The sequence below is a fragment of the Rhizobium sp. BK112 genome, from assembly GCF_014193215.1.
Taxonomy (GTDB): domain Bacteria; phylum Pseudomonadota; class Alphaproteobacteria; order Rhizobiales; family Rhizobiaceae; genus Rhizobium; species Rhizobium anhuiense.
This window is the reverse complement of sequence record NZ_JACHYZ010000003.1, coordinates 89,936-115,395: the sequence shown is the minus strand read 5'-3', so window position 1 is coordinate 115,395 and position 25,460 is coordinate 89,936. Positions and strand designations below refer to the sequence as shown.

The 25,460-nt window shown below is 60.8% G+C and carries 24 protein-coding genes; 12 read left to right on the top strand and 12 right to left on the bottom strand.

Translation table 11 applies throughout. From position 1 onward, the window contains the following. Positions 1–92 precede the first annotated feature (92 nt). The 7 genes from FHT75_RS09965 to FHT75_RS09935 all read right to left on the bottom strand — a co-directional run bounded on the left by FHT75_RS09965 (position 93) and on the right by FHT75_RS09935 (position 8,007). Positions 93–1,637, bottom strand: coding sequence for an ABC transporter substrate-binding protein (locus FHT75_RS09965; RefSeq protein WP_183844824.1), 1,545 nt, complete (start codon positions 1,635–1,637; stop codon positions 93–95). A 24-nt stretch (positions 1,638–1,661) separates the two neighbouring features. Continuing rightward, positions 1,662–2,525 (bottom strand): serine hydrolase, encoded by an 864-nt coding sequence (locus tag FHT75_RS09960; protein WP_047615024.1) that lies wholly within the window; start codon positions 2,523–2,525, stop codon positions 1,662–1,664. 1 nt (position 2,526) lies between these two features. After that, positions 2,527–4,155 (bottom strand): ABC transporter ATP-binding protein, encoded by a 1,629-nt coding sequence (locus FHT75_RS09955; RefSeq protein ID WP_183844825.1) that lies wholly within the window; start codon positions 4,153–4,155, stop codon positions 2,527–2,529. Further along, complete coding sequence (locus tag FHT75_RS09950; protein WP_017992060.1) at positions 4,152–4,970, bottom strand: ABC transporter permease; 819 nt, start codon at positions 4,968–4,970, stop codon at positions 4,152–4,154. Before FHT75_RS09950 ends, FHT75_RS09955 begins: the two co-directional genes overlap by 4 nt. Then, positions 4,967–5,911 carry an ABC transporter permease gene (locus tag FHT75_RS09945; RefSeq protein WP_047615028.1) on the bottom strand — a complete coding sequence of 315 codons (945 nt, stop codon included), beginning with the start codon at positions 5,909–5,911 and terminating at the stop codon, positions 4,967–4,969. The genes FHT75_RS09950 and FHT75_RS09945 overlap by 4 nt, the downstream gene beginning before the upstream one ends. A 178-nt stretch (positions 5,912–6,089) precedes the next feature. After that, the gene (locus FHT75_RS09940) at positions 6,090–6,995 is read right to left on the bottom strand and encodes a LysR family transcriptional regulator (RefSeq protein WP_028756484.1); all 906 of its coding nucleotides are present in this window, start codon (positions 6,993–6,995) and stop codon (positions 6,090–6,092) included. 37 nt (positions 6,996–7,032) lie between these two features. After that, complete coding sequence (locus FHT75_RS09935; RefSeq protein WP_183844826.1) at positions 7,033–8,007, bottom strand: LysR family transcriptional regulator; 975 nt, start codon at positions 8,005–8,007, stop codon at positions 7,033–7,035. A 39-nt stretch (positions 8,008–8,046) separates the two neighbouring features. On the opposite strand from FHT75_RS09935, the gene FHT75_RS09930 reads away from it, so the two are divergent. After that, on the top strand, positions 8,047–9,420 hold the full coding sequence (locus tag FHT75_RS09930; RefSeq protein WP_183844827.1) for an MmgE/PrpD family protein: 1,374 nt from the start codon (positions 8,047–8,049) through the stop codon (positions 9,418–9,420). A gap of 70 nt (positions 9,421–9,490) precedes the next feature. Here FHT75_RS09930 and yghX read toward each other — a convergent pair whose 3' ends face one another. Then, entirely contained in the window at positions 9,491–10,378 is an 888-nt protein-coding gene (gene yghX, locus FHT75_RS09925; protein ID WP_047613281.1) for a YghX family hydrolase, read from the bottom strand. A 318-nt stretch (positions 10,379–10,696) separates the two neighbouring features. Between yghX and FHT75_RS09920 the strand changes: the two genes are divergently transcribed. From FHT75_RS09920 to FHT75_RS09895, 6 genes are all read left to right on the top strand, one after another. After that, on the top strand, positions 10,697–11,854 hold the full coding sequence (locus tag FHT75_RS09920; protein ID WP_047613509.1) for a Gfo/Idh/MocA family protein: 1,158 nt from the start codon (positions 10,697–10,699) through the stop codon (positions 11,852–11,854). A 13-nt stretch (positions 11,855–11,867) separates the two neighbouring features. Further along, positions 11,868–12,752: a carbohydrate ABC transporter permease gene (locus FHT75_RS09915; protein WP_047613282.1), complete on the top strand. Its 885-nt coding sequence runs from the start codon at positions 11,868–11,870 to the stop codon at positions 12,750–12,752. After that, positions 12,749–13,606 (top strand): carbohydrate ABC transporter permease, encoded by an 858-nt coding sequence (locus FHT75_RS09910; protein WP_047613283.1) that lies wholly within the window; start codon positions 12,749–12,751, stop codon positions 13,604–13,606. Before FHT75_RS09915 ends, FHT75_RS09910 begins: the two co-directional genes overlap by 4 nt. A 73-nt stretch (positions 13,607–13,679) precedes the next feature. Further along, positions 13,680–14,885 carry an ABC transporter substrate-binding protein gene (locus FHT75_RS09905; protein ID WP_047613511.1) on the top strand — a complete coding sequence of 402 codons (1,206 nt, stop codon included), beginning with the start codon at positions 13,680–13,682 and terminating at the stop codon, positions 14,883–14,885. 90 nt (positions 14,886–14,975) lie between these two features. Beyond that, the gene (locus tag FHT75_RS09900) at positions 14,976–16,109 is read left to right on the top strand and encodes an ABC transporter ATP-binding protein (RefSeq protein ID WP_047613512.1); all 1,134 of its coding nucleotides are present in this window, start codon (positions 14,976–14,978) and stop codon (positions 16,107–16,109) included. A 9-nt stretch (positions 16,110–16,118) separates the two neighbouring features. Next, positions 16,119–16,421 (top strand): hypothetical protein, encoded by a 303-nt coding sequence (locus FHT75_RS09895; protein WP_063476201.1) that lies wholly within the window; start codon positions 16,119–16,121, stop codon positions 16,419–16,421. Positions 16,422–16,453: 32 nt separating this feature from the next. Here the strand turns inward: FHT75_RS09895 and FHT75_RS09890 are convergent, their stop codons facing one another. From FHT75_RS09890 to FHT75_RS09880, 3 genes are read right to left on the bottom strand one after another with little or no spacing between them, the layout of a single operon-like run. Continuing rightward, on the bottom strand, positions 16,454–17,554 hold the full coding sequence (locus tag FHT75_RS09890) for a D-TA family PLP-dependent enzyme (protein WP_063476202.1): 1,101 nt from the start codon (positions 17,552–17,554) through the stop codon (positions 16,454–16,456). Continuing rightward, positions 17,555–19,030 (bottom strand): M81 family metallopeptidase, encoded by a 1,476-nt coding sequence (locus FHT75_RS09885; protein ID WP_047613288.1) that lies wholly within the window; start codon positions 19,028–19,030, stop codon positions 17,555–17,557. A gap of 30 nt (positions 19,031–19,060) precedes the next feature. Continuing rightward, entirely contained in the window at positions 19,061–19,543 is a 483-nt protein-coding gene (locus FHT75_RS09880; RefSeq protein WP_047613290.1) for a hypothetical protein, read from the bottom strand. A 111-nt stretch (positions 19,544–19,654) separates the two neighbouring features. Here FHT75_RS09880 and FHT75_RS09875 point away from each other — a divergent pair, with 111 nt between their 5' ends. The 5 genes from FHT75_RS09875 (at position 19,655) to FHT75_RS09855 (ending at position 24,381) form a co-directional block, all read left to right on the top strand. Next, positions 19,655–20,044, top strand: coding sequence for a RidA family protein (locus tag FHT75_RS09875; protein ID WP_012555064.1), 390 nt, complete (start codon positions 19,655–19,657; stop codon positions 20,042–20,044). 21 nt (positions 20,045–20,065) lie between these two features. Continuing rightward, positions 20,066–20,929: a MurR/RpiR family transcriptional regulator gene (locus tag FHT75_RS09870; protein ID WP_047613292.1), complete on the top strand. Its 864-nt coding sequence runs from the start codon at positions 20,066–20,068 to the stop codon at positions 20,927–20,929. Between the two features lie 25 nt (positions 20,930–20,954). Continuing rightward, a complete protein-coding gene (locus FHT75_RS09865) occupies positions 20,955–21,731 on the top strand; it encodes an SDR family oxidoreductase (protein WP_047613294.1) in 777 nt (258 codons plus the stop codon). 163 nt (positions 21,732–21,894) lie between these two features. Then, on the top strand, positions 21,895–23,094 hold the full coding sequence (locus tag FHT75_RS09860; protein WP_063476203.1) for an MFS transporter: 1,200 nt from the start codon (positions 21,895–21,897) through the stop codon (positions 23,092–23,094). An 84-nt stretch (positions 23,095–23,178) separates the two neighbouring features. Further along, on the top strand, positions 23,179–24,381 hold the full coding sequence (locus FHT75_RS09855) for an ROK family transcriptional regulator (RefSeq protein ID WP_063476204.1): 1,203 nt from the start codon (positions 23,179–23,181) through the stop codon (positions 24,379–24,381). A gap of 91 nt (positions 24,382–24,472) precedes the next feature. Here the strand turns inward: FHT75_RS09855 and FHT75_RS09850 are convergent, their stop codons facing one another. Beyond that, entirely contained in the window at positions 24,473–25,387 is a 915-nt protein-coding gene (locus FHT75_RS09850) for a DMT family transporter (protein WP_183844828.1), read from the bottom strand. Positions 25,388–25,460 lie beyond the last annotated feature (73 nt).

Here is a 25,460-nt window from a genome sequence, read left to right as displayed (position 1 = left end):
CCGGACCCGGCAGGACTGATGCCTGCCGGATCTTCTGTTGACTGTCGAAGTGGAATAGCGACGCCCGACCCACCGGGCGCCGCCGTTCAGGCTCAATTGTCGAGCGAAACTTCCCAAAGACGGGCATTCGATTGCCAGACGGGCCGGCCCTTGAGCTTCTTGGTCGCGCCCCAGACATCGACCATGTCATAGAGGAAGATGCCCGGCATTTCCTTGAGCATCCGCGTGTGAAACTCGTCGAAGATCGCCTGACGCTTCGCCTGGTCGGGCTCGGCATAGGCCGCCTTCATCAGTTCGACTGCCTTCGGGTCATCCCACATCAACGAAGCGTTCTTGTCCTTGTTGCCGACATAGAAGCCGTACATCAGCGCCGGATCGAGCCGCGGCGCGACCGATTGCGAGATGATCTGGTAGTTGCCGGAGCGGCGACGATCGACCTGCGTCGCATAGTCGAGCACCTCGATCTGCACGTTGAGACCTGCCTGCTGCATCATGGCCTGCGCCATCACCGCGGCCGGGAAGCTTGGCACGTTGCTGCGCTTGTTGGCGATGATGGTAATCGGCTCGCCCTTGTAGCCGGCGGCCGCAAGCTCCTTCTTTGCCGCCTCGATGTCGTAGGGCAGGCGCTCCTTCTGGACATCGTCGAAATAGAGCGAGTCTTGCGAAACCATCGAACCGTTGGCGGTGCCGGTGCCATTGGAGGCTGCCTCGACGAGCTGGTCGAGATCGAGTGCCATCGCCATCGCGCGGCGCACGCCGGGATTGCTCAGAACCTTGTCGCGCGTCTGGATGTAGAAGAGGTTTTTGCCGTTGTTGCGCGCCACGATCAGTTGCATCGTGTCGCTCGTCTTGAATTCGGGAATGAGATCCGGTGAAATCTCCGCGGTATCGAGCACGCCGGACTGAAGGCCGGCCTTTACGGTCGAAGCGTCGGGAATGACCATGAACTTGATGCCATCGACGAGAGGGCGTTTCGAGCCGACCATGCCGTCGGGTTTGCCGTCGTTCTGGGGCGAGACATAATCGTCGAACTTGGCGAGATGGATATATTCGCCCTTCTTCCATTCATCCCATTTGAAGGGACCGGTGCCGATCGGCTTGATGAAGCTTCCGTCCGCACCGACCGATTCCGGGGAGATGATCCCGGTGTAACCGCATTCGGGGCGCGACATCAGGCCAAGAAAGACCGCGGATGGCTTTTCCAGCGTGATGGTGACGGTCGAAGTATCGACTGCCTTGACCCCGGTAACATGCACGCTGCCGCTGCCGTCGAAGTCAGGACGGCAGGTCCATTTCGTTTCGGGCTTGAGATAGCGGTTCCAGTTCCACACGACGTCATCGGCGGTCAATTTCTTGCCGTTGTGGAATTTGACGTCGTCACGCAGTTTGAAGCTGTAGCTCAGCCCATCCGCCGAGACTTCGAAGCTCTTTGCCAGCAGCGGCTTGACCTCGCCGTTGTTGGCATAGCCGACGAGCCCTTCGACGATATGCAGGATGACGCCATCGGTATTGCCGTCGCGATTGACGCCTGGATTGGCGCTGCGCAAATCGGAACTTTGCGCCACGACGATATCGCGGGCATCGACCACGCCGGCCATCGCCATCAACATGGTGCCTGCGAGAAGAAGCTTATGCATTGTTCTACCCTCTTTTATGGATTGTTAGGATCGGAGTTCATCCCAGCAGGCGCGTGAAAGCCTGCCGATGGTTTCGAGCGCGACCGTATAACCAGGTGTGCCGTCCGGCATTTCCTGCGGCACGTCGTCGGTATAGGCGGCGATGATGTAGAAGGGGGTCCCGTCGCGATAGACGATGCCGGCATTCATGCGGCCGCGCTTTCCCGTGCCGCCCTTGTGGGCGACGAGCACCCCGAACGGCAGCCGGGAAGGAATGGCATAGCGCAGGATCTGGTTCTTCAGGGTTTGAAGCGCGTAGGCGCACAGCGCCTGCGAGCAGCCGAGCCGGTCCGCAGCGTCCCGCGAATCCTGCGCATCCAGGATGGTCTGCAGCAGATAGACCTGATCCCGCGCCGTCGTCGTGGTGACGGCCTTCAAGGAATGATCGGGCGACAGCGCCAAGGGAGGGATGAGGAAGCGATGGTTGGTGCCTGTCATGCCGATCGACTTGCAATAATTGTCGACCTCTTCGAGCGTCAGCCTTTCGAAGACCATCTTGGTGCAGACATTGTCGCTCAGCACCATCATGCCGGTGATGGCATCGCGCAGCGATATGACGATTCCGGGGCTGAGATAGCGGAACATCCCGCTTGCCACTTCCTCGGCGAAACGCTTTTCGTAGGTAATCCGTTCGTCCAGATCCAGGCGGCCTTCATGCGCGGCCTTCAAGGCTGCCATCATGATCGAGGTCTTTCGGGTGCTGGCGGAGGGCGTTTCCTCGTCCGCACCTCTGCCGATCGTTTCTCCGCTGCCGAGCGCACGCACCATGAAGCGCGTCACGAAAGGCTGGGCATCGCAGATCGCATTCAATCGCTCCGCAAGCTTTGCGGATTCAATCATCGTCGTCATGTCAGTTCTCCAGGCGCCATTTGAGGATCACGCCGCCCTGAGCATTGTGGTCCAGAGCGGGGATGGCCGAGAGAAGCCGTTGTGTGTAGGCCTCCTTCGGCCTGTCGAAAACCGTATCGCGGTCGCCCTGCTCGATGATCCGGCCGTCCTGCATGACGACGACACGATCGGCCACCTGTTCGACCACGCCGAGATCGTGGCTGATGAACAGGCAGGAAAAGCCGTAGCGTTTTTGCAGATCGGACAGGAGTTCGAGCACCTGCGCCCTGACCGTCACGTCGAGGGCCGATACCGGTTCGTCGGCGATCAGGAATTTCGGCCGGCGCGCAATGGCCCGGGCAATCGCCACGCGCTGACGCTGGCCGCCCGAAAGTTCATGCGGGTAGCGCCCGGCGTAGTCGGCCCCAAGCCCGACTTCCTCCAGCGTCTCCAGGGCGCGCGTGCGCTTTGCCGCAGCGTCGAGATCGGGAACGAGCCGCAGCGCTTCTTCCACAAGCGCGACGATGGTCATGCGCGGATCGAGCGAGGAATAAGGATCCTGAAACACCATCTGGCAATTCAGCCGATAGTCCATCCAGTTGTCGTCGCGGCTGCGTCCCCTGAACCGGATATCGCCTTCGCTCTCCCGGACCAGTCCGGCAATGGTGCGGCCGAGCGTGGTCTTGCCGGAACCCGAACCGCCGACCAGTGCCACGACTTCGCCCTCGTGGATATCGATGCTGACGCCATGCAGCGCCCGCTTTGGCGTTGCCTTTTTCATCAGCGACCGCCGGCCCGGATAATCGACGACGATATCCCGTGCCGAGACCATCGGCGCCTTGGTCTTGTCGATCGTCCGGGTCTCTCCGCGGAACGGCAGGGAGCAAAGCAGTTTCTTCGTATAGGCACGCTGTGGTGCGTCGAGCAGATCGGCGGTGCGTCCTTCTTCGACGATCACGCCCTTTTCCATGACAACGATGCGGTTGGTGTAGCGGGCAACCATCGGCAGGTCGTGACTGATCAGCAGCACGGCGGTGCCTTCCGCCTGCGTCAGTTCCACCATCAATTCCATGACATCGCGCTGGATCACGGCATCGAGCGCCGTCGTCGGCTCGTCGGCGATCAACAGCGCCGGTTTCAGCAGCATGACCGATGCCAGCATGATGCGCTGGCGCATGCCGCCCGAGAATTCATGCGGATAGGAAGTGAGCGCCCCGGCGGGATCGCGGATCCCGACCCGGTTCAGCATGTCAAGGATCCGGCTGCGCCGCTCTTCCTGCGAAAATTTCGTATGCAGCTGCAACCCTTCTTCGAGTTGGCGGCCGACGGTCATCGAGGGATTGAGCGAGGTCATCGGTTCCTGGAAGACGACACCGATTTCCGCACCGCGCAATTGGCGCAATTGCGCAGCGCTCATCGCAAGCACGTCGCGTCCCTTGTAGGCAACGGAGCCGCCGATCACCTTGATCGGCGCCGGCAGCAGCGAGATCAGGGCGCGTGTTGCCAGCGTCTTGCCCGATCCGCTTTCCCCGACGATGCCGAAGATCTCGCCTGGCGCGATGTCGAAGCTCACGTTCTTGACGACCTGCACACCGGTGCCGGCGACCTGAAGCGACAGGTTGCGGACATTCAAAAGCGTTTCCTTGGTCATTTCAGTCCCCTCATCCGCGGATCAAGCTTGTCTCGAAGAGCGTCGCCCAGAAGATTGATTCCGAGGAGCGTCAGGGCGATCGCCAGGCCCGGGAAGAGACCCAGCCAGACCGCCTGCTCGATGAATGGCCGGCCGGCGGCCAGCATGTTGCCCCAGGTGGGCGCCGGTGGCGGCACGCCGAGGCCGAGAAAGCTGAGCGCGCTTTCCGAAAGGATCGCCCAGCCGAACATCGAGGTCGCAAGCACGGTGATCGGGGCGATGCAATTGGGGAGGATATGGCGGAACATGGTGTAGAGCTCGCCATTGCCCATCACCTTGGAAGCCTCGATGAACTCCCGCTCGCGCAGCGACAGAACGGCACCCCGGACAACCCGGGCCATCGAGGGCGAATAGGCAATGCCCAGCGCGAAGATGATGCCATATTGGTTGGCGCCGAAGACGGCGAGCAAACCGAGCGCCAGCAAAATGCCCGGAAAGGCGAGAAGCGCATTGTTGACGGCCATGATGACTGCATCGATCCAACCGCGGGCGTAACCGCTGACGAGACCGATCAGCGTGCCGCAGACCGTCGCGAATGTGACCGTCAAGGTGCCGATCCAGACGCTCGCCCGGGCGCCGACGATCAGGCGGCTGAGTACGTCGCGGCCGAATTCGTCGGTTCCGAGCCAGTGGGCGCTGCTTGGCGCCGCCAGCCGCGCGGTGAAGCCGAGCTTCATCGGATCATAGGGGGTCCAGAAAAGGCCTATCGCAGCGGAGATGAGCAATGCGGCAATCAGAATGCTGCCGATGAAGCCGTTGAACGTGACGTTTTTCATTCGGCGACTACCCGCGGATCGAACAAGGGATAGAGCAGGTCGACGACCAAATTGACCAGCACATAGGAAAGCGAGACGAACAGCAGACACCCCTGGATCACCGGGTAATCGCGGGCAAAAATACTGTCGACCATCAGTCGCCCGAGTCCCGGAATGGTGAAGACCGTCTCGATGACGGCAATGCCGCCGAGCAGATTGCCGAGGATCAGACCGATGACTGTCCAGGTCGGGCCGAAGGCATTCTTGAAGGCGTGCCGCCAGAGGACGGCGCTTTCGGAAAGCCCCTTGGCCCGGGCGTGGGTGATATAGTCGAGACGCAGCACTTCCAGCGTCGAGGCGCGTGCCATGCGGATCAACACACCCATCTCGTGAATGACCAGAGTCATGATCGGCAGCACGAGATAGAGCAGGCCGCCGGTGAGGTTGCTGCCGATCGAGACATAGCCGAGCACCGGCAGCCAGCTGAGTTTCAAGCCGAAGAAAAGCAGAAGCAGGAGGCCGAGCCAGAATGTCGGGATCGACAGCAGGATCGTGGCCGTGCCGACCAGCGCAAGGTCCGTCAGACTGTTTTGCCGCCAGGCGGCGATGACGCCGGCCGGCACGGCGATGAGGCTTGCCAGAAGCACGGCGACGACGACGACTTCGGCGCTGACCAGAAAACGTGAAGCGACGAGCGGCAGCACCGCCTCGTCATTGACGATCGAGCGGCCGAAGTCACCCTGCACGACATTGGCGGTCCAGATCAGGAACTGCTCAGGCAGCGATTTGTCGAGGCCGAGTTCCGAGCGCATTGCCGCGATCTGATCCGGCTCAGCCATATCCCCCAGCATCAGTGCCGCCGGATCGCCGGGTATGAAGCGGATCAGGGTGAAGACAGTCACCGAAACGAGGACGATCGTCGGCAATGCCATCAGCAGGCGGTTTAGAACGAATTTCAGCATTTTTGTTCCCCGCGATGGGCGACGGACTGTGCCCGGCGCCATCGGTTTCGTTGCCGCAGACTATGATCGAATGAAGAAATATCCGCAATATTATGCGATTCCGTCATAAGTCTATGCGGAATACGACCGCAACCAAAGCGACTGCGTTCGCGCAAGGCTTCAGGCTAATAGCTTAATTTCAAACGTCTTTTTGCGAAAGCCGGATCTGTCGCTTCAAGGCGTCGCTCAGAGCGTGGGCAGCAATCGAGAGTGGCGTCCCGACCGCCCTCGCCAATCCGAATTCCTGGGTCGCGCGTGGCACGAAAGGACGGTGAACCACCGGCAGGTGGCGATAGAGATTGGCATAAAAGCTGCTGATGATCGTGACCCCAAGGCCATGCGCGACATAGGAACAGGCGGAACTGTTGGTATGTGTCTCGATCTTGACGATCTGCTTGATGCCGGCTCGCCGGAAGGTCTGGTCGAGCGCCATGCGGTTCGGCCGTTGGCGCCCGATCAGAATGAGAGGAACGTCGCGCAAATTCTTGACCGTGATTTCCTCCAGTTTCGCAAGAGGATGATCCTTCGGAACGACGCAGACGCTTTCGCCGGTGGCGACGCGCTCGACCTCGATGCCCGGTCCGCTCTCGCCCTCCATGCGCAGAAAGCCGAAATCGATCACCCTCTGCTCGACAAGCTTGTTGATCGCAGTCGTCGTCTCGAAGAAGGTCTCGATCCGCACACCGGGGAAATCCCTGATATAATCGACCAGCATGGCCGGCGCGAAATGCTCCCACATGCTGCTCGGCAGGCCGATGCGGACGATCTCCGGACCGGCGGCGCCGCTTCTTAGGTCCTCCGCATGACCCGACATCCGATCGACCGCCAGCAAGATGTTCTCGGCATCGCGGGCAAGAAGCAGGGCCTCGGGCGTGGGAATGAGACGGCCTTTGTCGCGCACAAAAAGCGACATCGAAAGATCCGCCTCGAGCTGCTGGAGGAGGCGGCTGACACCGGACTGGCTGAGACCCATCGTCTTTGCCGTGGCAATCGTCGACCCCGTCGCCAGAAGCGTGCGCAGGACTTCCAGTTGCTTGATATTCATGCGTTTGCGATCCCCCGGGACAGTCCAAGCACCGTCATCATGCCCAGTCCGAAATGCTTTGAAGGAAGAGGCTGGCGGCCTTGGGCATCGGAAATTTCTCGCCGCTGATCAGCGCGTAGGCAACCGGCAGTTCCGGTTCGAGCGGGATGAACTGCAGCGGCAGCGTCGCATATTCGCGGGCGATGATCTCACCGACCAGCGCAATGCCGAGCCCTTGGGCGGCCAGAGCGCAGGCACTCGCCACCGAATGCGCCTCGAGCAGGGGGCGTTGGCGGATGCCGGCCTTGTAGAACAACGCCTCCAGCTCATGGCGAACCGGCCGCTCCCTGTTCAGCATGATCAGATCCTGCCCCTTCAGCTCGCCGACCGACAATAGGCGGCTGCCGGCCTTGGGATGATCATTATGCAGGACGCAAACAATCCGCGACGACAGCACCTTCTCCTGTTTCAACCCCGGGCTCATCAGTGGCAGCCGCGCGAAACCGAGATCGGCTTCGCCGTCGGCCACCATCCGTTCGATTGCCAGATAGCTGCCGGACGCGACTTCGACGCGCATCGGACCATTGGCGGCGAGAAAATTCTTCACCAGCTTCGGAATGCGCGTCGAGGAAAGGCTGGAGGGAAAGGCGAGCCGCAGCATGATCTCGCGCGACCGACCGCTCTCGAGCTCCATCGCCGCGGTTTTCAAGGCGCGCAGCCGGTCGGAAATGGCGCGGATTTCCGGGCCGAGCTGCAGTCCCTCGCGGGTCGGTTGAAGCCGGTTCTTTTCCCGTTCGAACAGCCGGACGCCGAGATAGTCTTCCAGTTGCTGCAACAAACGGCTGGCATTCGATTGCGAGATACCAAGCTCGACGGAAGCGGCGATGGTCGAGCCCGTCGCGGCGATGGCGTCATAGGCCTCGATATGCTTCAGGCTGATCGCCGCACTCGTGTCTCGCGCCATTCTATCTCCAATGTCGATAGCCCTACCCGCGATCCGCATAAGATTGCGGAGCTGCGGAAAGTTGAACATTTTCCGCCGAGAACCAAACTCACGGAAAGACTTTCGTCAATGGCCACCATTCTCCGGAAGATCGCGGAACAGCTCCTGTCGCGAACAACGTTCTCAGACGTCGCCATGGAGCGGGCAAGAGATGCTGCGGTGGACACCATCGGCTGCATGATTGCCGGCCGGGGCGATGAAAGCATTGCGGCACTCATTCGCGCCTTCGACGGGGAAATCGCCGGAGGCGGCGAAGCGCGGCTCGTCACCGGCGGCGCCGCCTCGCCCTCTTTCGCCGCACTCATCAACGCAACCGCGGCGCATGCGCTGGATTTCGATGACAATTTCCATCCGGCGAGGGCGCATGCTTCCGCGGTGCTGGTACCGGCGCTGCTGGCGGTTCTGACCAGCGGCAAGGTGACGAGCGGAAGACGGTTTCTCGAGGCCTACCTCGCCGGGCTGGAAGCGCAGGCGGCGGTCGGCTTTGGCGTCAATCCCTCTCACTACAACAGGGGCTGGCACGCGACAGCGACGGTCGGCAGCATCGGGGCTGCGGCTGGCGTGGCACGGCTTCTCGGCGCCGACGAAGAGAGACTCGTCGCGGCGATGAGCCTGGCGACGAGCTTCGCCTGCGGCCCGAAAGGGCAATTCGGCACGACCGCCAAACCGCTTCACGCCGGCATTGCCGCGCGCCATGCCGTGGACGCGGCGCGCATGGCGCTGGCCGGCATGAGCGGGCGGCCGGATATCCTCGAGCGGCCGCAAGGTTTCCTCGATCTCTTCGGGGGCGATGATGCCAAGGGCTGGCAGGGCCTGACCTTCGAGGAGGAACATGTCATCGAAAGCCGAGGCGTGGTGACCAAGCGCCATCCCTGTTGCGCCTCGACCCATCGCGCCATCGACGCGCTTCTGGATCTGAAGCAGGAGCGTGGGCTTCTGGCTGGCGACATTGCCCGGATCGAGACAAAAGTCGGTATATCCGCTGCCCGCAACCTCGCTTATCCCGACCCCATCGATGAGATGCAGGCCCGCTTCTCGATGCAATATTGCCTGGCGACAGCTTTCCTCAAAGGCTCCCTTAGCCTTTCGGATTTTACGCGGCAGGAGATTGGGCGGCCGGAAATCCGGGAACTCATGCCGTGCATCGAAATGCAGTCCTATTCGGCCGAAGAGGAAAAAGGCGTGGAGCGCCTCCCGCACGTCGTCACCGTCACGACGCGCGATGGGGGCATCTTGAGCAAGTCTCGCTTGCATGCAAAGGGATCGCTCGAAGCGCCGATGAGTGTGCATGAACGCGAAGTCAAGTTCATGGACTGCTTGCGCTGGGGAAATCGGAATGTGTCCGAGGCCTCTTTCCTGCAGCTTCGCAAGCTTGCCGATTTTGAAAACCTGTCCGGCGACGATGCCGTCTGGAACCTGATCACCGACCATCAGTCGCCTTGACAAGCCACGGCGGCGGATCGGCGGCGGGAAAAATCTCCCCGCCAACATCAACGTTCAGGCCGCGGACTTCTCAGGCGAGATATTTCGTAAACCAGTCGACCGTTCGCTGCCAGGCGAGCTTGGCTGCCGCCTCGTCGTAGCGGGGCGTGGAATCATTGTGAAAGCCGTGATTGACGTCGGGATAGATGTAGGCCTCGAATGTTTTTCCCGATGCCTTCAGCGCAGCTTCATAGGCCGGCCAGCCTTCGTTGATCCCCTTGTCCAACCCGGCATAATGGAGAAGCAAGGGCGCCTTGATCTTCGGCACGTCCTCGGCGCGCGGCTGCCTGCCGTAAAAGGGCACGGCCGCGGCAAGTTCCGGATAGGCCACCGCCGCGGCGTTGGCGACGCCGCCGCCATAGCAGAAGCCGGTGATGCCGACCTTGCCGGTGGTGAGATCGTTATGCATCAAAAATTCGACCGCCGCGAAGAAGTCGTTCATCAGCTTTTCCGGGTCGACCTTCTGCTGAAGCTCCCGCCCCTTTTCGTCATTGCCGGGGTAGCCTCCGACCGACGTCAGGCCATCCGGGGCAAGTGCTACGAAACCCGCCTTTGCCACGCGGCGCGCCACATCCTCGATATAGGGGTTCAGGCCCCTGTTCTCGTGAACGACCACCACGGCCGCGACTTTGCCGGTCACGTTTTTCGGGCGGACGAGATAGGCGCGCACATCTCCATTTCCCTTTGGCGAGGGATAGGTGATGTATTCGGCTGATATGTCGGGATCGGTGAACTCGACCTGGGTCGCCAGCGCATAGTCAGGGCTCAGCGACGCAAGAATGGCGGCCGCCGTCACGCCGCCGACGGCGAATTTGCCGGCCCGGTCGAGAAACTCACGCTTGGTAATTCTCCCGTGGGCGTAATAATCGTAGAGTTCGAGAAGTTCCTGAGGGAAATCCTTGGCTGTCATACGCGTCATGATGGCTCCTCCTGCCTCCTTGTTCTCGCACCATCCTACACAGGTAAGCTCGCGACTCTTTTCAACATTTCGCGAGTTTCGCGTGAGCTTGTCGGCCGGGGCAACCGCGCCGAATGACTGCCTTGGCTTCGGGAGCGTGCGCACCAACGTCCATCCGGCGAACCGCGTCCGCCCAGTTGTTGCAAGCAATGGGCCGCCCGCTATCGATCTATGAAAATTAATTTCATACTCGCGCTTTGAGGCCCGTTTTCTATTGACGCCTCTCGATTTTTGTCCCAACTTAAAGAAAATAAATTACTAAATGGGAACTTGATCGGCATGAAAGTGGGAATCATTGGGCTAGGATTCCGGCTCGGCTATCTCGGCTATGTTTTCAAGGCAATCGATAGCAGCTTCGACATTGTCGGCTATGTGGATCCGGAACCCGCCGGACTTCCCGGATTGACGGAAAAGGGCATTTCAGTCGGCAAGGCCTATGGTTCGCCGGAAGAACTCCTCGCTTCCGAAAAGCTCGATCTGCTGATGATCGGCTCCCCCAATCACCTCCATCTCGACCATATCAGGCTCGGCCTTCAGGCCGGTCTCAAGGTCTTCTGTGAAAAGCCGATCGTCACGACCATCGCAGAAAGCATCGAGCTTGCCCATCTGATGGCAAAATTCGGCCACGAGCGGCTGATGGTCGGTCTCGTGCTGCGTTATTCCCCTCTTTATAAGGATCTCCGCGCCATCCAGGCCGAGGGCAAGCTCGGTCAGATCGTGTCGATCGAGGCCTCCGAACATATCGAGCCTTATCACGGCGCCTTCTTCATGCGCGACTGGCGCCGCTACGAGCGTTACTCCGGCAGCTTCATGCTGGAGAAATGCTGTCACGACCTCGATCTTTACAATGGCGTGGTCGGCGCACGGCCGGAACGCGTCGCCAGTTTCGGCGGCCGCAAGAGCTTCATTCCGGCCAACGATCCGGCGCGCGAGGGCATCAACGACCTCGAACTCTTCCACCGCAAGCCGAGCGGATGGATGGGCTCGGACAAGGTCTTCGACAGCGATGCCGATATCATCGACTACCAGGTGGCGATCGTCGAATATGCCAATGGCGTCGGCATGAACTTTCACACCAATCTCAACGTGCCCGACCAGTTCCGCCGTTTCGCCATCATGGGGTCGCGCGGCATGGCCGAAGGCGATTTCGTGCGCGGCTATCTCGACGTTCACGAACAGCTGACCGGCAACAAGGTGGTCGAAAACAAATATGCCGCCACCGAGCTCTCCCAGCATTACGGCGCCGATGAACAGATGGCGAGCGACCTGCTTGAAAGCGTGCGCACCGGGCTCGAACTTCCCGTTTCCACGCTGAATGCGCTCGAAGCCGGCATTCTGGCTCTGGCGATGGACGAGGCGAGGATGAAGAAAACGGTCGTCGATCTCAGACCGATCTGGGACCGTTTCGACGAAGCCCTTCACGCAAGAGCGGCTTGAGGAGAGTGGCAAGATGAGTGTTCAAAGAAGCACGGTCATCTTCGCCTGGATCCTTCTTCTCCCGGCTGTCCTCTACGTTCTGGCGATCGTCGCCTATCCGCTGGTCGATACGTTCATTCTCTCCTTCACCGATGCATCGCTGAGGAAGACCACCAATTGGGTGGGCTGGATCAACTACGAGAAGATCTTCAATGAGCGGTTTGCGGAAGTCATCTTCCGGACCTTCATCTGGACGTTCTTCTCGGTCGCCCTGAAAATGGTGATCGGCACCTTCGGCGCATGCATGCTGAATGCCGCCGTACCAGGCCGCTCCTTGTTCCGGCTTTTGACCATGCCGCCATGGATCGTGCCGATGGCCATTGGCATCTTCATGTGGGGCTGGATGTATAACGGCCAGTTCGGAATGATATCAGGCCTGTTGCAGCGCTTCGGTCTCGTCGACGGCCCGGTCGCCTTCCTCGCCTATGGCAGCACCGCCTTCTGGGCAACGATCATCACCGATGTGTGGATCGGCGTGCCGCTGGTGACGATCTACTTCCTGGCGGCGATCCAATCCATTCCGAAGGATCTTTATGAGGCTGCCTGGACCGACGGCGCCGGCCGCTGGTACCGCTTCCGCCGCATCACCCTGCCGCTGATGGTTCCGGCGATCATCACCATGTCGATGCTGTCGCTGATCGCCACCTTCAACTCGTTCGACATCATTTGGATCCTGACGCAGGGCGGACCGAGCGGCGAGACGACGACGATGATCATCGATACCTATCAGACGGCGATCGGTTCGAAGAAATACGGGGAAGGTGCAGCGCGCGCTGTGTTGATCTGCATCTTCCTGTCGCTCTTCTGCTTCGCCTATTTCCGCGTCACCCGCCGTCTCAATCCGGAGAAGCGCGCATGAGCAGTGCCGCCATGATCGACCGTTACCGCTGGTGGGAAATCATCCTGATCTATTGCGGCATCGCGATGTTTCTGTTCTTCGTGCTGTCGCCCTTCGTCGAGGGCTTCCTGGTGTCGCTGAAGCCGCTCGCCCAGCTCTTTTCCTCGCCTTACCGCTTCTGGCCGGAGAACGGCTCGTTCGAAGCCTACCGGACAATGTGGATCAGCGTTCCGGGCTTCGGGCGCTATATCTTCAACTCGTTCTTCATCTCGATCATCGTCACGCTGATCGTGCTCTGCCTCGTCATTCCGGCGGCTTACGCCTTCGCGAAGTTCGAATTCAAGGGCATGGGGATCCTGCTCGGCGCGTTCCTGACGGTGAACATGTTCTCCGGCGCCGTGCTGTTGATCCCGCTCTTCCGGCTGATGCGCAGCATGGGCGTGCTCAACACCTATCTCGCCATGATCGTGCCGGGCGTCGCCTTCCTGATCCCGTCGGCGATCTGGCTGCTGCGCACCTATATGATCCGCATTCCACAGGAGCTCAACGAAGCGGCCTACATGGATGGCGCCAGCCATTTCTACACGCTGCGCCGTGTCATCCTGCCCATTGCGATGCCGGGGATTATCGTCGTCGCCATAACCACCTTCATCGGCGCTTACGCCCAGCAATTCATCTTCGCGCTGACGTTCAACTCGAAGAGCGAATACATGCCCTTGCCGGTGGGGCTCTTTGCTTACTTCGGCAAGCAGGAGGTCATCTGGAACGAACTGATGGCGGCTTCCTTCGTCGGTATCGCGCCGGCGATGGTCGTCATCTTCTTCCTTCAGCGCTACCTTGTCGGCGGGCTGACCGCCGGTGCGGTGAAACAATAAGACCAAAAAACGAGTGAACAGCTAACACAAGAATGGGAGTCACGACGTGAGCATTACCATCAAGACAGGCCTGATGGCCCTCGCCTTGCTCGGTTCGACGGCATTGACCGCAGTCACTGCCCAGGCGGCCGACAAGGAAATCAGCTGGATCTATTGCGGCGACACGATCGACCCGGTCCACACCAAATACATCAAGCAGTGGGAAGAAAAGAACGCAGGTTGGAAGGTCACGCCCGAAGTTGTCGGCTGGGCGCAGTGCCAGGACAAGGCAACGACGCTCGCCGCCGCCGGCACGCCCGTTGCCATGGCCTATGTCGGCTCGCGCACGCTGAAGGAATTCGCGCAGAACGACTTGATCGTCCCGGTGCCGATGACCGATGACGAAAAGAAGAGCTACTATCCGCACATCGTCGACACGGTGACCTTCGAGGATACCCAGTGGGGCGTCCCGATCGCTTTCTCCACCAAGGCGCTTTACTGGAACAAGGACCTCTTCAAGCAGGCCGGCCTCGATCCCGAGAAGCCGCCGAAGACCTGGGCTGAAGAAATCGAAATGGCCAAGACCATCAAGGAAAAGACCGGCATTCCGGGCTTCGGTCTCTCCGCCAAGACCTTCGACAACACGATGCACCAGTTCATGCATTGGGTTTACACCAACAACGGCGCGGTGACGGATGCCGAAGGCAAGGTCACGCTCGACAGCCCGCAGATTCTCGCCGCGCTGAAGGCCTACAAGGATATCGTCCCCTACTCCGAGGAAGGCCCGACGGCCTATGAGCAGAACGAAGTCCGCGCCATCTTCCTCGACGGCAAGGTCGCCATGATCCAGGCAGGATCGGGCGCCGCCTCCAGGCTGAAGGAGACGAAGATTGCCTGGGGTATTGCGACGCTGCCGCTCGGTCCCGACGCCAAGGGACCCGGCACGCTGCTGATCACCGACAGCCTGGCGATCTTCAAGGGTTCGGGGGTCGAGGAGAAGGCGACGGAATTCGCCAAGTTCATCACCTCGCCCGACGTCCAGTCGGAATACGAGCTGCAGGGCGGTGCCGGCCTGACCCCGCTGCGCCCGTCGGCAAAGGTCGACGAGTTCGTCGCCAAGGATCCTTACTGGAAGCCGCTCATCGAGGGTATCAACTATGGTGGTCCCGAACCGCTCTTCACCGACTACAAGGGCTTCCAGAACTCGATCATCGAGATGATTCAGTCGGTGGTGACGGGCAAGGCCGAACCGGAAGCCGCGCTGAAGAAGGCTGCCGGCGAAATCGAAGCGTTCAAGTAAAGCGCTTTGGACTCTTTGGGATCGCGGGTGCACAGCCCGCGATCCCTCCCCGATCGAATGTGCGACAAGGCCGCCGGTGGAGACAGATTTTTGGGACAGCTCCTTCTCAACAAAGTTCAGAAGTTCTATGGCGACTACGAAGTTCTGAAGGGCGTGCAGCTCGAGGTGAGGAACGGCGAGTTCGTCGTCTTCGTCGGCCCGTCAGGCTGCGGCAAATCCACCCTGCTGCGCATGATTGCCGGTCTCGATGCGACGAGCGCGGGCGATATCGTTATCGATGGTATCAGGGTCAATGACCTGCCGCCGGTCAAGCGCGGCATCGCCATGGTGTTTCAGTCCTACGCGCTCTATCCGCACATGACAGTTTTCGAAAACATTGCCTTCCCGCTTCGCGTCGAAAGGATGGAAGAGGAAAAGCTCAAGGCCAAGGTGGAAAATGCCGCCCGCATCCTTCACCTCGAACAGCGGTTGCAGCAGAAACCCGGCATGCTGTCCGGTGGCCAGCGCCAGCGCGTCGCGATCGGCCGCGCCATCGTGCGCGAACCGAAGATCTTCCTGTTCGACGAGCCGCTTTCCAACCTCGACGCAGCACTGCGCGCCGACATGCGCATCGAGCTTGCCAAGCTGCACAGGCAGTTGAAGGCGACGATGATCTATGTGACGCACGATCAGGTCGAGGCGATGACCATGGCCGATCGTATCGTGGTGCTCGATTCCGGCGATATCTCGCAGACGGGGGCGCCGCTGGAGCTTTATCACAAGCCGGCAAACCAGTTTGTCGCCGGCTTCATCGGTAATCCGAAAATGAATTTCCTGCCGGTGACCTGCAAGGGCGTCAGCGCCAATGGCGTCGAGGTGGATTATCAGGGCCAGACAGCCGTTCTGCCAGTGACGCCGCGCGACGGCATGGTCGGCAAGGCTTTGACGCTCGGCATCCGGCCGGAGCATATCCAGCTCGGCGGCGGCGACATCGTCTTTACCGTGACGCCGACGGTCATCGAGCGCCTCGGGGCAAATACGGTCGCTTACGCCTCGCTGAACGGCGAAGCCGAGAATTTCTGCGCCATGCTGCCCGGCAGCGTCGGCATCCGCGCGGATGCGCCTGTCGCAACCGGCATCAATGCTGCGGACTGCCACCTCTTCGACGAGGCGGGCATTGCCTTCGAGCGGCGGGTGGAACTGACCGAAATCGATATGAACCTCATCAATCCGACGGCCGCCTAGGACGGATACATGCCGTGCGGACAAACAAGTGATGATTTTGAGCCGATCGATCAGTTTGTGCGAAGCGTGATGTCACGCGCAGATCTCGATGCTGAATCCGGTGAGGCCATTGGGCTTTATCTGGACAATCGAGAATATGAAATGGCTTTCGAGGGTCTGTTTTTAGAGCTTATCAAATCTCGAAAAACGATCAAACTAAACGCCAGCGAATGCATCGGCATGGCACGGCAGCTAAAGCTCGATAAAGAAACCGTATTTGACCACCAGTTCTGGTCAAAGTTTGAAACATACCTTCACGATATGCCCAAGTGACGCACTGAGCCCCGTCGAGCGGCGTTCCTCCCCTACCAGACGAGGCCGCGGGCCGCGACTTCCTCGACGCGGGTGACGACGCCACCGCGGTGGAAGACCATCGTATCGAACAGGTTGGATACCACGCAGGTGTGGTTCGGGATGATGAAGAGCTTCTCGCCGATCTGCGGCCGGGGGCCGGTGCAATTGGACAGATCGATGACGCCGTGTTCTTCCGAGAGGCTGCTGATCCGCGCTTGGGGATAACCGACGATCAGGCCGTAATCGCTGAAGCCCTGAAGATCCGAGGTCAGCGCCTTTGAGCCGGCATCGATGACGGCGCGGTCGACATTTGGGCGTGACACCACGGTCACCAGAACATGCATGGCGCAATCGTCCTCGGTGCAATGGCCCATGCGCACCATCTGGCGGTCGTTGTAGATGTAGGTGCCGGCGCGGTGTTCGGTGGCCGATTTGACGAGATGGGCCTCGAAGAGGCTGGGTGTGCCGCCATTGCTGACGATCGGGCAGGCAATGCCTTCGGCTTTCAGCTGTGCCAGCGTTTCAGCGATGAAGGCTTCCACGGCGGCCGCCGATTGCGGCTTCGGATAGGTCACGATGCCGCCGAAGGTCAGGCCGTCGGCGGCGGCGATGCGCTTGGCGAGCGAGGCCGCCTCCCCCGGCGTCTGTACGCCGCAGCGGCCAGCGCCGGTATCGCATTCGACCAGTACGTTCAGCGGCTTGTGGCCGGAGAAATGTGCTGCCAGCCCATCGACCGTCACTTCGCTGTCGGCGACGACCTTGAGCGCCGAAATCCTGTCGTTCAGCCTGGCCAGCCGCTCGATTTTCTGCGGTCCGAGGATATTGAAGGTGATGAGGATGTCCTCGAAGCCGGCCGCGGCGAAGACTTCGGCTTCCGTCACCTTCTGGCAATTGATGCCCTTGGCGCCCGCGGCAGTCTGCGCGACGGCCAGGGCCGGGATCTTGTGCGTCTTGATATGCGGCCGGAAGTTCAGCCCGTGCTGATCCATGTAGGATTGAACGCGGGCGATGTTTGCCGCCAGCCTGTCTTCGTCGATCACGGGACGCGGCGTCGAGAGGTCGGCGATCCTGTCGCCTGCCTTGGCGACGACGGCGAAGCTGGTATCAGGCATCTAGGCGGCTCCGCGTTCTATCCCATGTGGATCGGCGACGATCGGCCAGATGGTCTTCGGTGCCCGCTGGTACGGCGTCGTTGCCGGATTATTGGGATAGGGCGTTCCGGCGGAGCAGTAAAGGATTTCCGCTGCGATCTTCGAGAAGGACGCGAAGAAGTGGTTGGTGGATTTGATCACCAGGATCTTCTGCCTGGTGGGATCGATGCCCATCACCGAAAAAAGGCTCGGATCGAAGCTTTGGGCGCGGGTGGAATTGAGGATGATGTCGATGCCGTCAAGCACGATATGGGCGGCATCGCCGAAAGGTGCGAGGCTCTCGCCGAACTGCATCTCGGCGTTCTTCAAGAGCTTGACGATCTTCACGGTGCCGTCGATGGGGTTGCCGGTGCCGGGCGCCGACTTGGCGCCGAAGCGCAGCGGAATCTCCGCCCCCTCGCCCGCCGCAAAACAGATCTGCACGGCGACCGGATCCCAGATCGTGCCGATCGCGGCGCTGGTGACGCCGCGGGCCAGGAGTTCGCCGAGGACGACAGTGGCATCCCCTGCCGTGCCGCCGCCCGGATTGTCCCAGACGTCGGCAATGACGACGGGCCATGCGGTGGCGGCCATCGCCCGCGACACGGCTTCCTTCTCGTCGATCTGCGGAACCATGAAGGTGCCGCGCTTGGAAAACAGCTCCAGGCCGAGTTCGCGCGCCAGAGCCGCACCCTTTTCCGGCTTGTCGTCGGTCACGACAAGCAGCTTCGTTCCCATTTCGGGAACGTCGCCCACCATGAAGCCGTGGATCACCGAGATCGACAGGATGTCCGGATCATCTTTCTCGATCCGCATGATCTTGTCGACGAAGGAGCGCATCGGCTCGCGCGATGTCGGGAAGACGTCGATCATCTTGCAGTCGAACACCGACATATCAGGCTGGGCCCGGCCTTCCAGTGTTTCCACGGCGATGCGCCAGAGATCCTCGGCGCGATCGACGAAATCCGTATGCGGAAATTCCTTGAAATAGACGGCGAAATCGAGTGCCGCGACGCGTTTTACCGTGAGATGGCTGTGCGGATCGAGTTCGGCGCAGATCAGCACGTCGGGCCCGACCATCTCGCGCATGCGCGCGAGAAGATCGCCTTCCGTGTCCTCGTATCCGGCGGCCACCATGGCCCCATGCAGGCCCATCACGACAGCGTCGACCGGCATTGCCGCGCGGAGTTGATCGAGGATTTCGTCACGCAATTCTTCGTAGGTCGCCCGGTTGACGAGACCGGCGGGATCGGCCCAGGTGGCGGTTCCCTCGATCAGCTCCCAACCTTTTTCTCGGGCGACGCGCCTTCCGACGGTGATCGGTGCAGTGCAGAGCGTCGGCGTTTCCGGATGTTGGCCGGGCGGGGCATAAAGCGAGGCTTCGAATGCGCGGCGATCCACGCAGATCGGGGAAAAGGTGTTGGTCTCGGTCGCCAGTGCTGCGGTGAAAATGCGCAAGAAAGTGGCCTTCGTGTTGTCGTCCGCGCGTCAACCCATCGGGTTCGGCAGGTAGCCGGTGAAACCTGAGATTTTCCAGCGTCCTTGGTGAAGCCTGCAATAATAAAGCGTCTGCCATTGCATGATATCGCGGGTGCCGTCAGGCTTGGAAATGCCGCCGTCGAATTTCTTGCGGACAAGCGCCATGTCGCCTTCGATCTCGATATCCTCAAGCGTCGTCGTGGTGAAGATCGCCGTGCGCGCATCTTCCGCGAAACTCTGTGCGGCGAAATCCCTGGCCTGCCTCAGCCATTCCTCGCGATAGGCCGACAGCGTCGGAAATGCGAGGCGCCACTTGTCGGGGCTGACGGCCTTCTGACCGTCGATGCCGATGAAGCCCTCTTCGACGAAGTCATGCTCGACCATCGACCAGTCGGCGGCCAGAAAGGCATCGATATCGCGCGGAACGAGCATTTCCCAGATCGCAGACCGGGCGCTGTCGGACGGGAAAGGATTTAGGAAAGGATCGCGCATGTTTGCCCCGGATTGAAATTCTTTTCATAAATCGCGTTTTTCACTGGTCAAATTCCGCTTTCTATGGTCATTTGTCAACTTATCAAGAAAATAATTTGCAAGGACTTCAGCATGCCCATCAAGCGCTATGGCACTGTTCAAACCGGCGCCGGCGGCAAGGCGCTGCCTTTCGCACGTGCGGTCGAAGCCGACGGATGGCTGTATGTTTCCGGGCAGGTTGCGATGGAAGATGGCGAAATCATCGACGGTAACATCATTGCCCAGACCCACAAGACGATCGCCAATGTGCTGGCGATCCTCGATGAGGCCGGGTACGGCGTCGAGGACGTCGTGCGCGTCGGCGTCTGGCTCGACGATCCGCGCGACTTCTGGACCTTCAATAAAATCTATCAGGAGTATTTCGGCGAACATCCGCCGGCACGCGCCTGTGTGCAATCGTCGATGATGGTCGATTGCAAGGTTGAGATCGACTGCGTGGCCTATAAGAAGAAGGATGGATAGCGCGCCATCGGGGGGACGGGTTTGGATATCTTTTCGACATTGCAGGAAGACAAGAGCCGGCTCTCCCCCTCCGAGAGCCGCATCGCGGAAATCATCGTCAACGACTTCGAGTTTGCCGTGAACGCCTCGATCATCGAGCTGGCGGAACGGGCCGAGGTATCGCCGCCGACCGTCACCCGTTTTTGCCGTCGGCTGGGTTGCGAAAGTTTCTCCGACTTCAAGGTGCAGCTCGCCCGAACCGCCCATATCGGCGTGCGTTATCTGAAACCGGAATCGAAAAGCACCGACCCGGCCGATGTGGCCCAGGATATCATCACCAAGGCCCAGAACGCGTTGTTTCTCCTGCACCGGTCGCTTGATCTCGCCGCGATCGAAGCCGCCGTTTCGCATATCGCCAAGGCCGATATGATTTACGCCTTCGGCTCGGGCGGCAATTCGTCGATGATCGCGGACGAACTCCAGAATCGCCTCTTCCGTCTCGGGTTGCGCATCACGGCAAGTTCCGACCACAGCATGCAGCTGATGATGGCTGCCGCGGCAAGGCCCGGCGACGTGTTGATCGGCTCCTCCTTCTCGGGACGCAATACGGAGCTGGTGCGGGCCTTCGAGCTTGCCCGCCAGGCCAAGGTGAAGACGATCGCTCTGACCCAGACGGCAAGCCCGGTTGCCAAGGCTGCCGAGATCGTCGTGCCGATCGACCTTCCCGAAGGCAGCAATATCTATCGCCCGACCTCCACGCGCATCGCCTACATCGCGACGGTCGATATTCTGTCGAGCCTGGTCGCCTACGCCGTTCAGCCAAAGGCGACGACCACGCTTCGGCGCATCAAGCAGCAGCTGGTCATTCACCGCGACGGCGACGACCGGCAATTGCTTGGAGATTGAGGTTCATGAACGGGAGCGACAGGAAATGACGCAGTCGATAGCCATCGTGACCGGCGCTGCAGGCGATATCGGCGCGGCGATCGCCGCACGGCTCGCCGATGACCACGACGTCGTGCTGCTCGCCGACATCGATGCTGCCGCTGCGGCTGCCGTGGCGTCAAAACTCGGGCCGGGCAATCGTTTCGTGGCCGTCGGATGCGACGTGACCAACGAGACGAGCATTGCCGAATTGGCAAGGCGTGCGGCGGAGATCGGTGTGGTTCGGACCCTCGTCAACAATGCCGGTGCGGCCCGCGCCACCAACCTGCACGAGACGACGCCGGAGATCTGGCGGGCGGACGTTGCGCTCAATCTCGAAGCGGCATTCTTATGTTTCCGCGCATGCGAGCCCATGCTGAAGGCCTCGAAGGGCTCCGTCGTCAACATCGCCTCGGTCAACGGCCTGCATGTCTTCGGACACCCTGCCTATAGCGCCGCCAAGGCAGGCCTTCTGCATTTTACCCGGTTGGTTGCCGTGGAATACGGCAAGTTCGGCATCCGCTCCAATGCCGTCGCACCCGGCACGGTGAAGACGCAGGCCTGGGAAGCACGCGCAAGCGCCAATCCAAATGTTTTCGAGGAAGCTCGCCGCTGGTATCCGCTGCAGCGCGTCGTCGATCCGAAAGACGTCGCCAATGCCGTGGCCTTCCTTGCCGGTCCTCTTGCCGCAGCGATCACAGGCGTCTGCCTGCCAGTCGATTGCGGCCTCACGGCTGGCCAAGCCGAACTGGCGCGGACCTTCTCGCAATCGGAACATTATTGAAATCCAGAGCGGTTCATCTTTTCATGGAAGCGCCGAACCGCTCTAACTTTTTGTTTTTACGCAATTCCGGACGAAAAACCGCTTCGTACTTTTCCTGGAATTGCTCTAGAGGAATACGAGAGGAGCAGGTTGTGAAGCCGGCTTACTTCGGATCGATGACCGCATGAGCCGCCTTTTTCCCGATGTCTTCCGCAATCCGGCGATCCGCGCCAGCATGATCGCCATTTTTACCTTCGGGATGGCGGGGGCGATGACTGCACCCTACCGTTCGATCGTCGGTATCCGCGAATTGGGCTTGAGCGACGGCCTCTATTCCTTCCTGAGTTTCGTCTCGGCGGCGGTGAACGTCGTCATCAGCATCCTGCTCGGCAATCTCGCCGATCGGCTGGGCGAGTACAGGTCGACGATGATCGGCGCCTGCCTGTTCGGCATCGCCGGCTACGGCATGGTCTACGCTTTTCCCACAGCCGCCGTCTTCGTCATCAGCGGCTTGCTGCCGCTGCCGATTTACGGGGCGCTGAACTCGCTGCTGTTTGCCAATGCACGCGCGGCGATGCACGGCATGAACCGAAGCGACATGGTGACGGCCAACTCCGGTGTGCGCGCCATGATCTCGCTGTCCTGGGTGCTGATCCCGGGGATAACAGGCCTCATGCTGTCCGGCGCATCGAGCATGCTGCCGGCCTATCTCTTTGCCGCCATCTCATGTCTGCTCTGCCAGGCGATCATCATCTTCGCCCTGCCCAAGCGGTCGGCAACGGAGATGGCCGCGGTCCATCATCTCAGCTATCTCGGCGCGCTGCGCCAGGTGGTTTCGCCGCGCATCTCCGCGCATATTTGCGGGGTGGCGCTGATTACCAGCACGCTGCATCTCAATGACGCCCTTCTGCCGTTGATCGCCACCGGTGCTGCGCATGGCAAGCTCAGCGACGTCGGCATTCTTGTCGGCATCGTCGCATTGCTGGAGGTCGTCTTCATCATCATCTGGTCGCGGATTGCCCGGAAGACCGGGCAGATGACGGCGCTTGCCGCCGGCACCGTCATCTATGCCGTATTCCTCAGCCTTCTCGGCTTTGCCTCGCAGCCGTGGCACCTCTATGGGCTCACCTTGCTCGCAGGCATTGGAGCGGCCGCGATCATCAGCTTTCCGATCACCTATCTGCAGGATCTCATCGCCGACCGGCCGGGGCTCGGCAGCGCACTGATCTCCGTCAACATCTTTGCCAGCGCCGGGATCGGCGCGCTGGTCTTTGCCGCCGGCACATTCATGACAGGCTATTCGGGAACCGCCATCCTGAGCGCCGTCACCGGATTATCCGGCATAGCGCTCCTCGGCTTCCTGCAAGGACGCAGAGCCCGTTGAGCAAATAAGACGTTGCGAAGAATGGAGCTTTCATCGCTGTTCGTCTTGTGACAAGGGTGACGCACCATTTCCTTTGAAGGCGACATGAAGGCGATCTCTGGCACGAATCTCGAGCAGGCCAAGTCTCACAACCGGCGTGTGGTGATCGAGGCTGTCCGCACGCACGGCCCCTTGTCGCGCGCGGCGATCGCCCGGATGACGGCGCTGACCGCCCAGACCGTCTCGAATATCGTCGAGGAACTGGAGAGATCGCACCTTCTCGTCCCGTCCGAGGCGCAGAAGCTGGCGCGCGGTCAGCCGATCATCCCCTACACCATCAATCCACGCGGTGCCTATTCGATTGGCCTCGAACTCGGCCGCCAGCGCGCAAGCGGCGTTCTGACGGATCTGTCCGGCGCCGTTTGCGCACGCATCGAGCGCCATGTCGAACACCCCGATCCGCAAAGGGCCATGCCGGCTCTCCAGACAATCGTCGAGGATCTTCAGCAGGCCTTCGCATTCGACCGGAACCGGCTGCTCGGCGTCGGCATGGCCCTGCCCGGCCGTTATGCCGATGGCGGCACAACCTCTCTCAGCCCGCAGAGCCTGCCCGGCTGGCAGGACTTTCCTGTCGGGCATGAGCTGGAACAGCGGGTGAAGGTGCCGGTGCTCGTCGAGAACGATGCGACGGCAGCGGCGATCGGCGAGCGTCTTCACGGCGTCGCCCGCGGTTTGGGCAGCTTCGTCTGTCTCTTCCTCGCCGGCGGCGGCGGCATCGGTGCGGGAATGTTCCTCGACGGCCACCTCTACAAGGGCAGCCGCAACAATGCCGGCGAGATCGGGCATATCATCGTCGAACCGCATGGCAAGCTCTGCAGCTGCGGCAAGCGCGGTTGTCTGGATCGCTACATTTCGCCGACCGTTGCCTACGAATTCATGGGCATTGCCAATGCCGAGGAGCTTTCGCCTGACGATCTCGACGCACTGATCGCCAGGGGCGGTGAGGGTCTCGATGCCTGGCTCGATCAGGCCGTCCAGCCGCTGCGGCAGACTGTCGATTTTCTGGAACTGGCCTTCGATCCGCAGACCATCGTGCTCGGCGGCAGCATATCGACATCGCTGATGCTTCGGCTGGCAGAGCGGCTGGAGCCGCTGTACACCCCGATCGACCCCAGCCAGAAGCGCACCGCGCCTCGCGTCATGATCGGCATGACCGGCAAGGATACGGCCATCCTCGGCGCCGCCGCGCTGCCGATCTTTTCCGAAACCAATCCGCGCTTCGACGTCCTGCAAAAACCGCTCGGCTAGCGCATCGGCCCGAAAATCGGAATCGATTTTCGGAAAGCGCGATGCGTAGATTCAAAGTGCTAGAGCGCCCGGGAGGTTACCGATGCCGGCCTCATCCGCCGGCCGGCTGCCTCGCATCTGCTTGCAGCGGGCGACGGGCGAGAGGTCGCGCAAAGATGACCACGTTCCCGAGAAGCGTCAGCGCCAGGCCGATCAGGCCCAGACCGCTCCAGTGGTAGCCTTCAAAGACCGTCGACAATGACAGGGCAACGATCGGGAACAGGACGGTGGCATAGGCAGCGCGTGAGGAACCGATGCGGGACACCAGCATCAGGTAGGTGGTGAAACCGATCACCGATCCGATTGCCGCGAGATAGAACAGGGCGGCAATATAGGTGATGTTGGGCGGCGCCACGATCGGCGTTTGCGTCACGGCAATCAGGAAGAGGAGGATGATCGCGCCATAGGTCATGCCCCATGCATTGGCGGTCAGCGGTGAGATTCCGACCGCGCTGTTTCGACGCGATGCCATGTTGCCCAGCGAGAAGAAGAGCGTGCCAAGCGCTGCGAGCCCGATCCCTTTCAACGTGCCCGTATCGAAATCGACGACAACTTCCTCGCCGAAAAGCAGGAGGAGCCCGGTTGCTCCGAGCGCCGCTGCGAGAAGCGTGCGGCCCGTAATGCGGTCGCCGAAGAACAGGCGCGCATTGACTGCGTTGTAGATCGTTGCGAGCGAAAAGATTACGGAGATCAGCCCGGACGGGATGGAGGCGGCGGCGCTGTAGAAACAGATGAAATTGAGGCTGAACAGGCAGAGCGCTTGCGCAAGGATGAAAGGTTGATCGCGCAAGGTAGGGAGCTTGAGTCGCCGCATGACAGCCAGGATGGCGACGAGTATCACTGCTGCGACTACAAATCTGTAAAAGACCGAGACCAGGACCGGCACGGGACCGACCTGCATCGCAATGGCGATCCAGGTCGTCCCCCATATGAGGACGGTCGCGATGAAGAGAGCGGCATTTGCCATGGAGTGATCCTCGTTTTCGCGACCAATAGGCGAACCGCGCGCAGGGCTTTTGCACATTCTTGCTATGAAATCG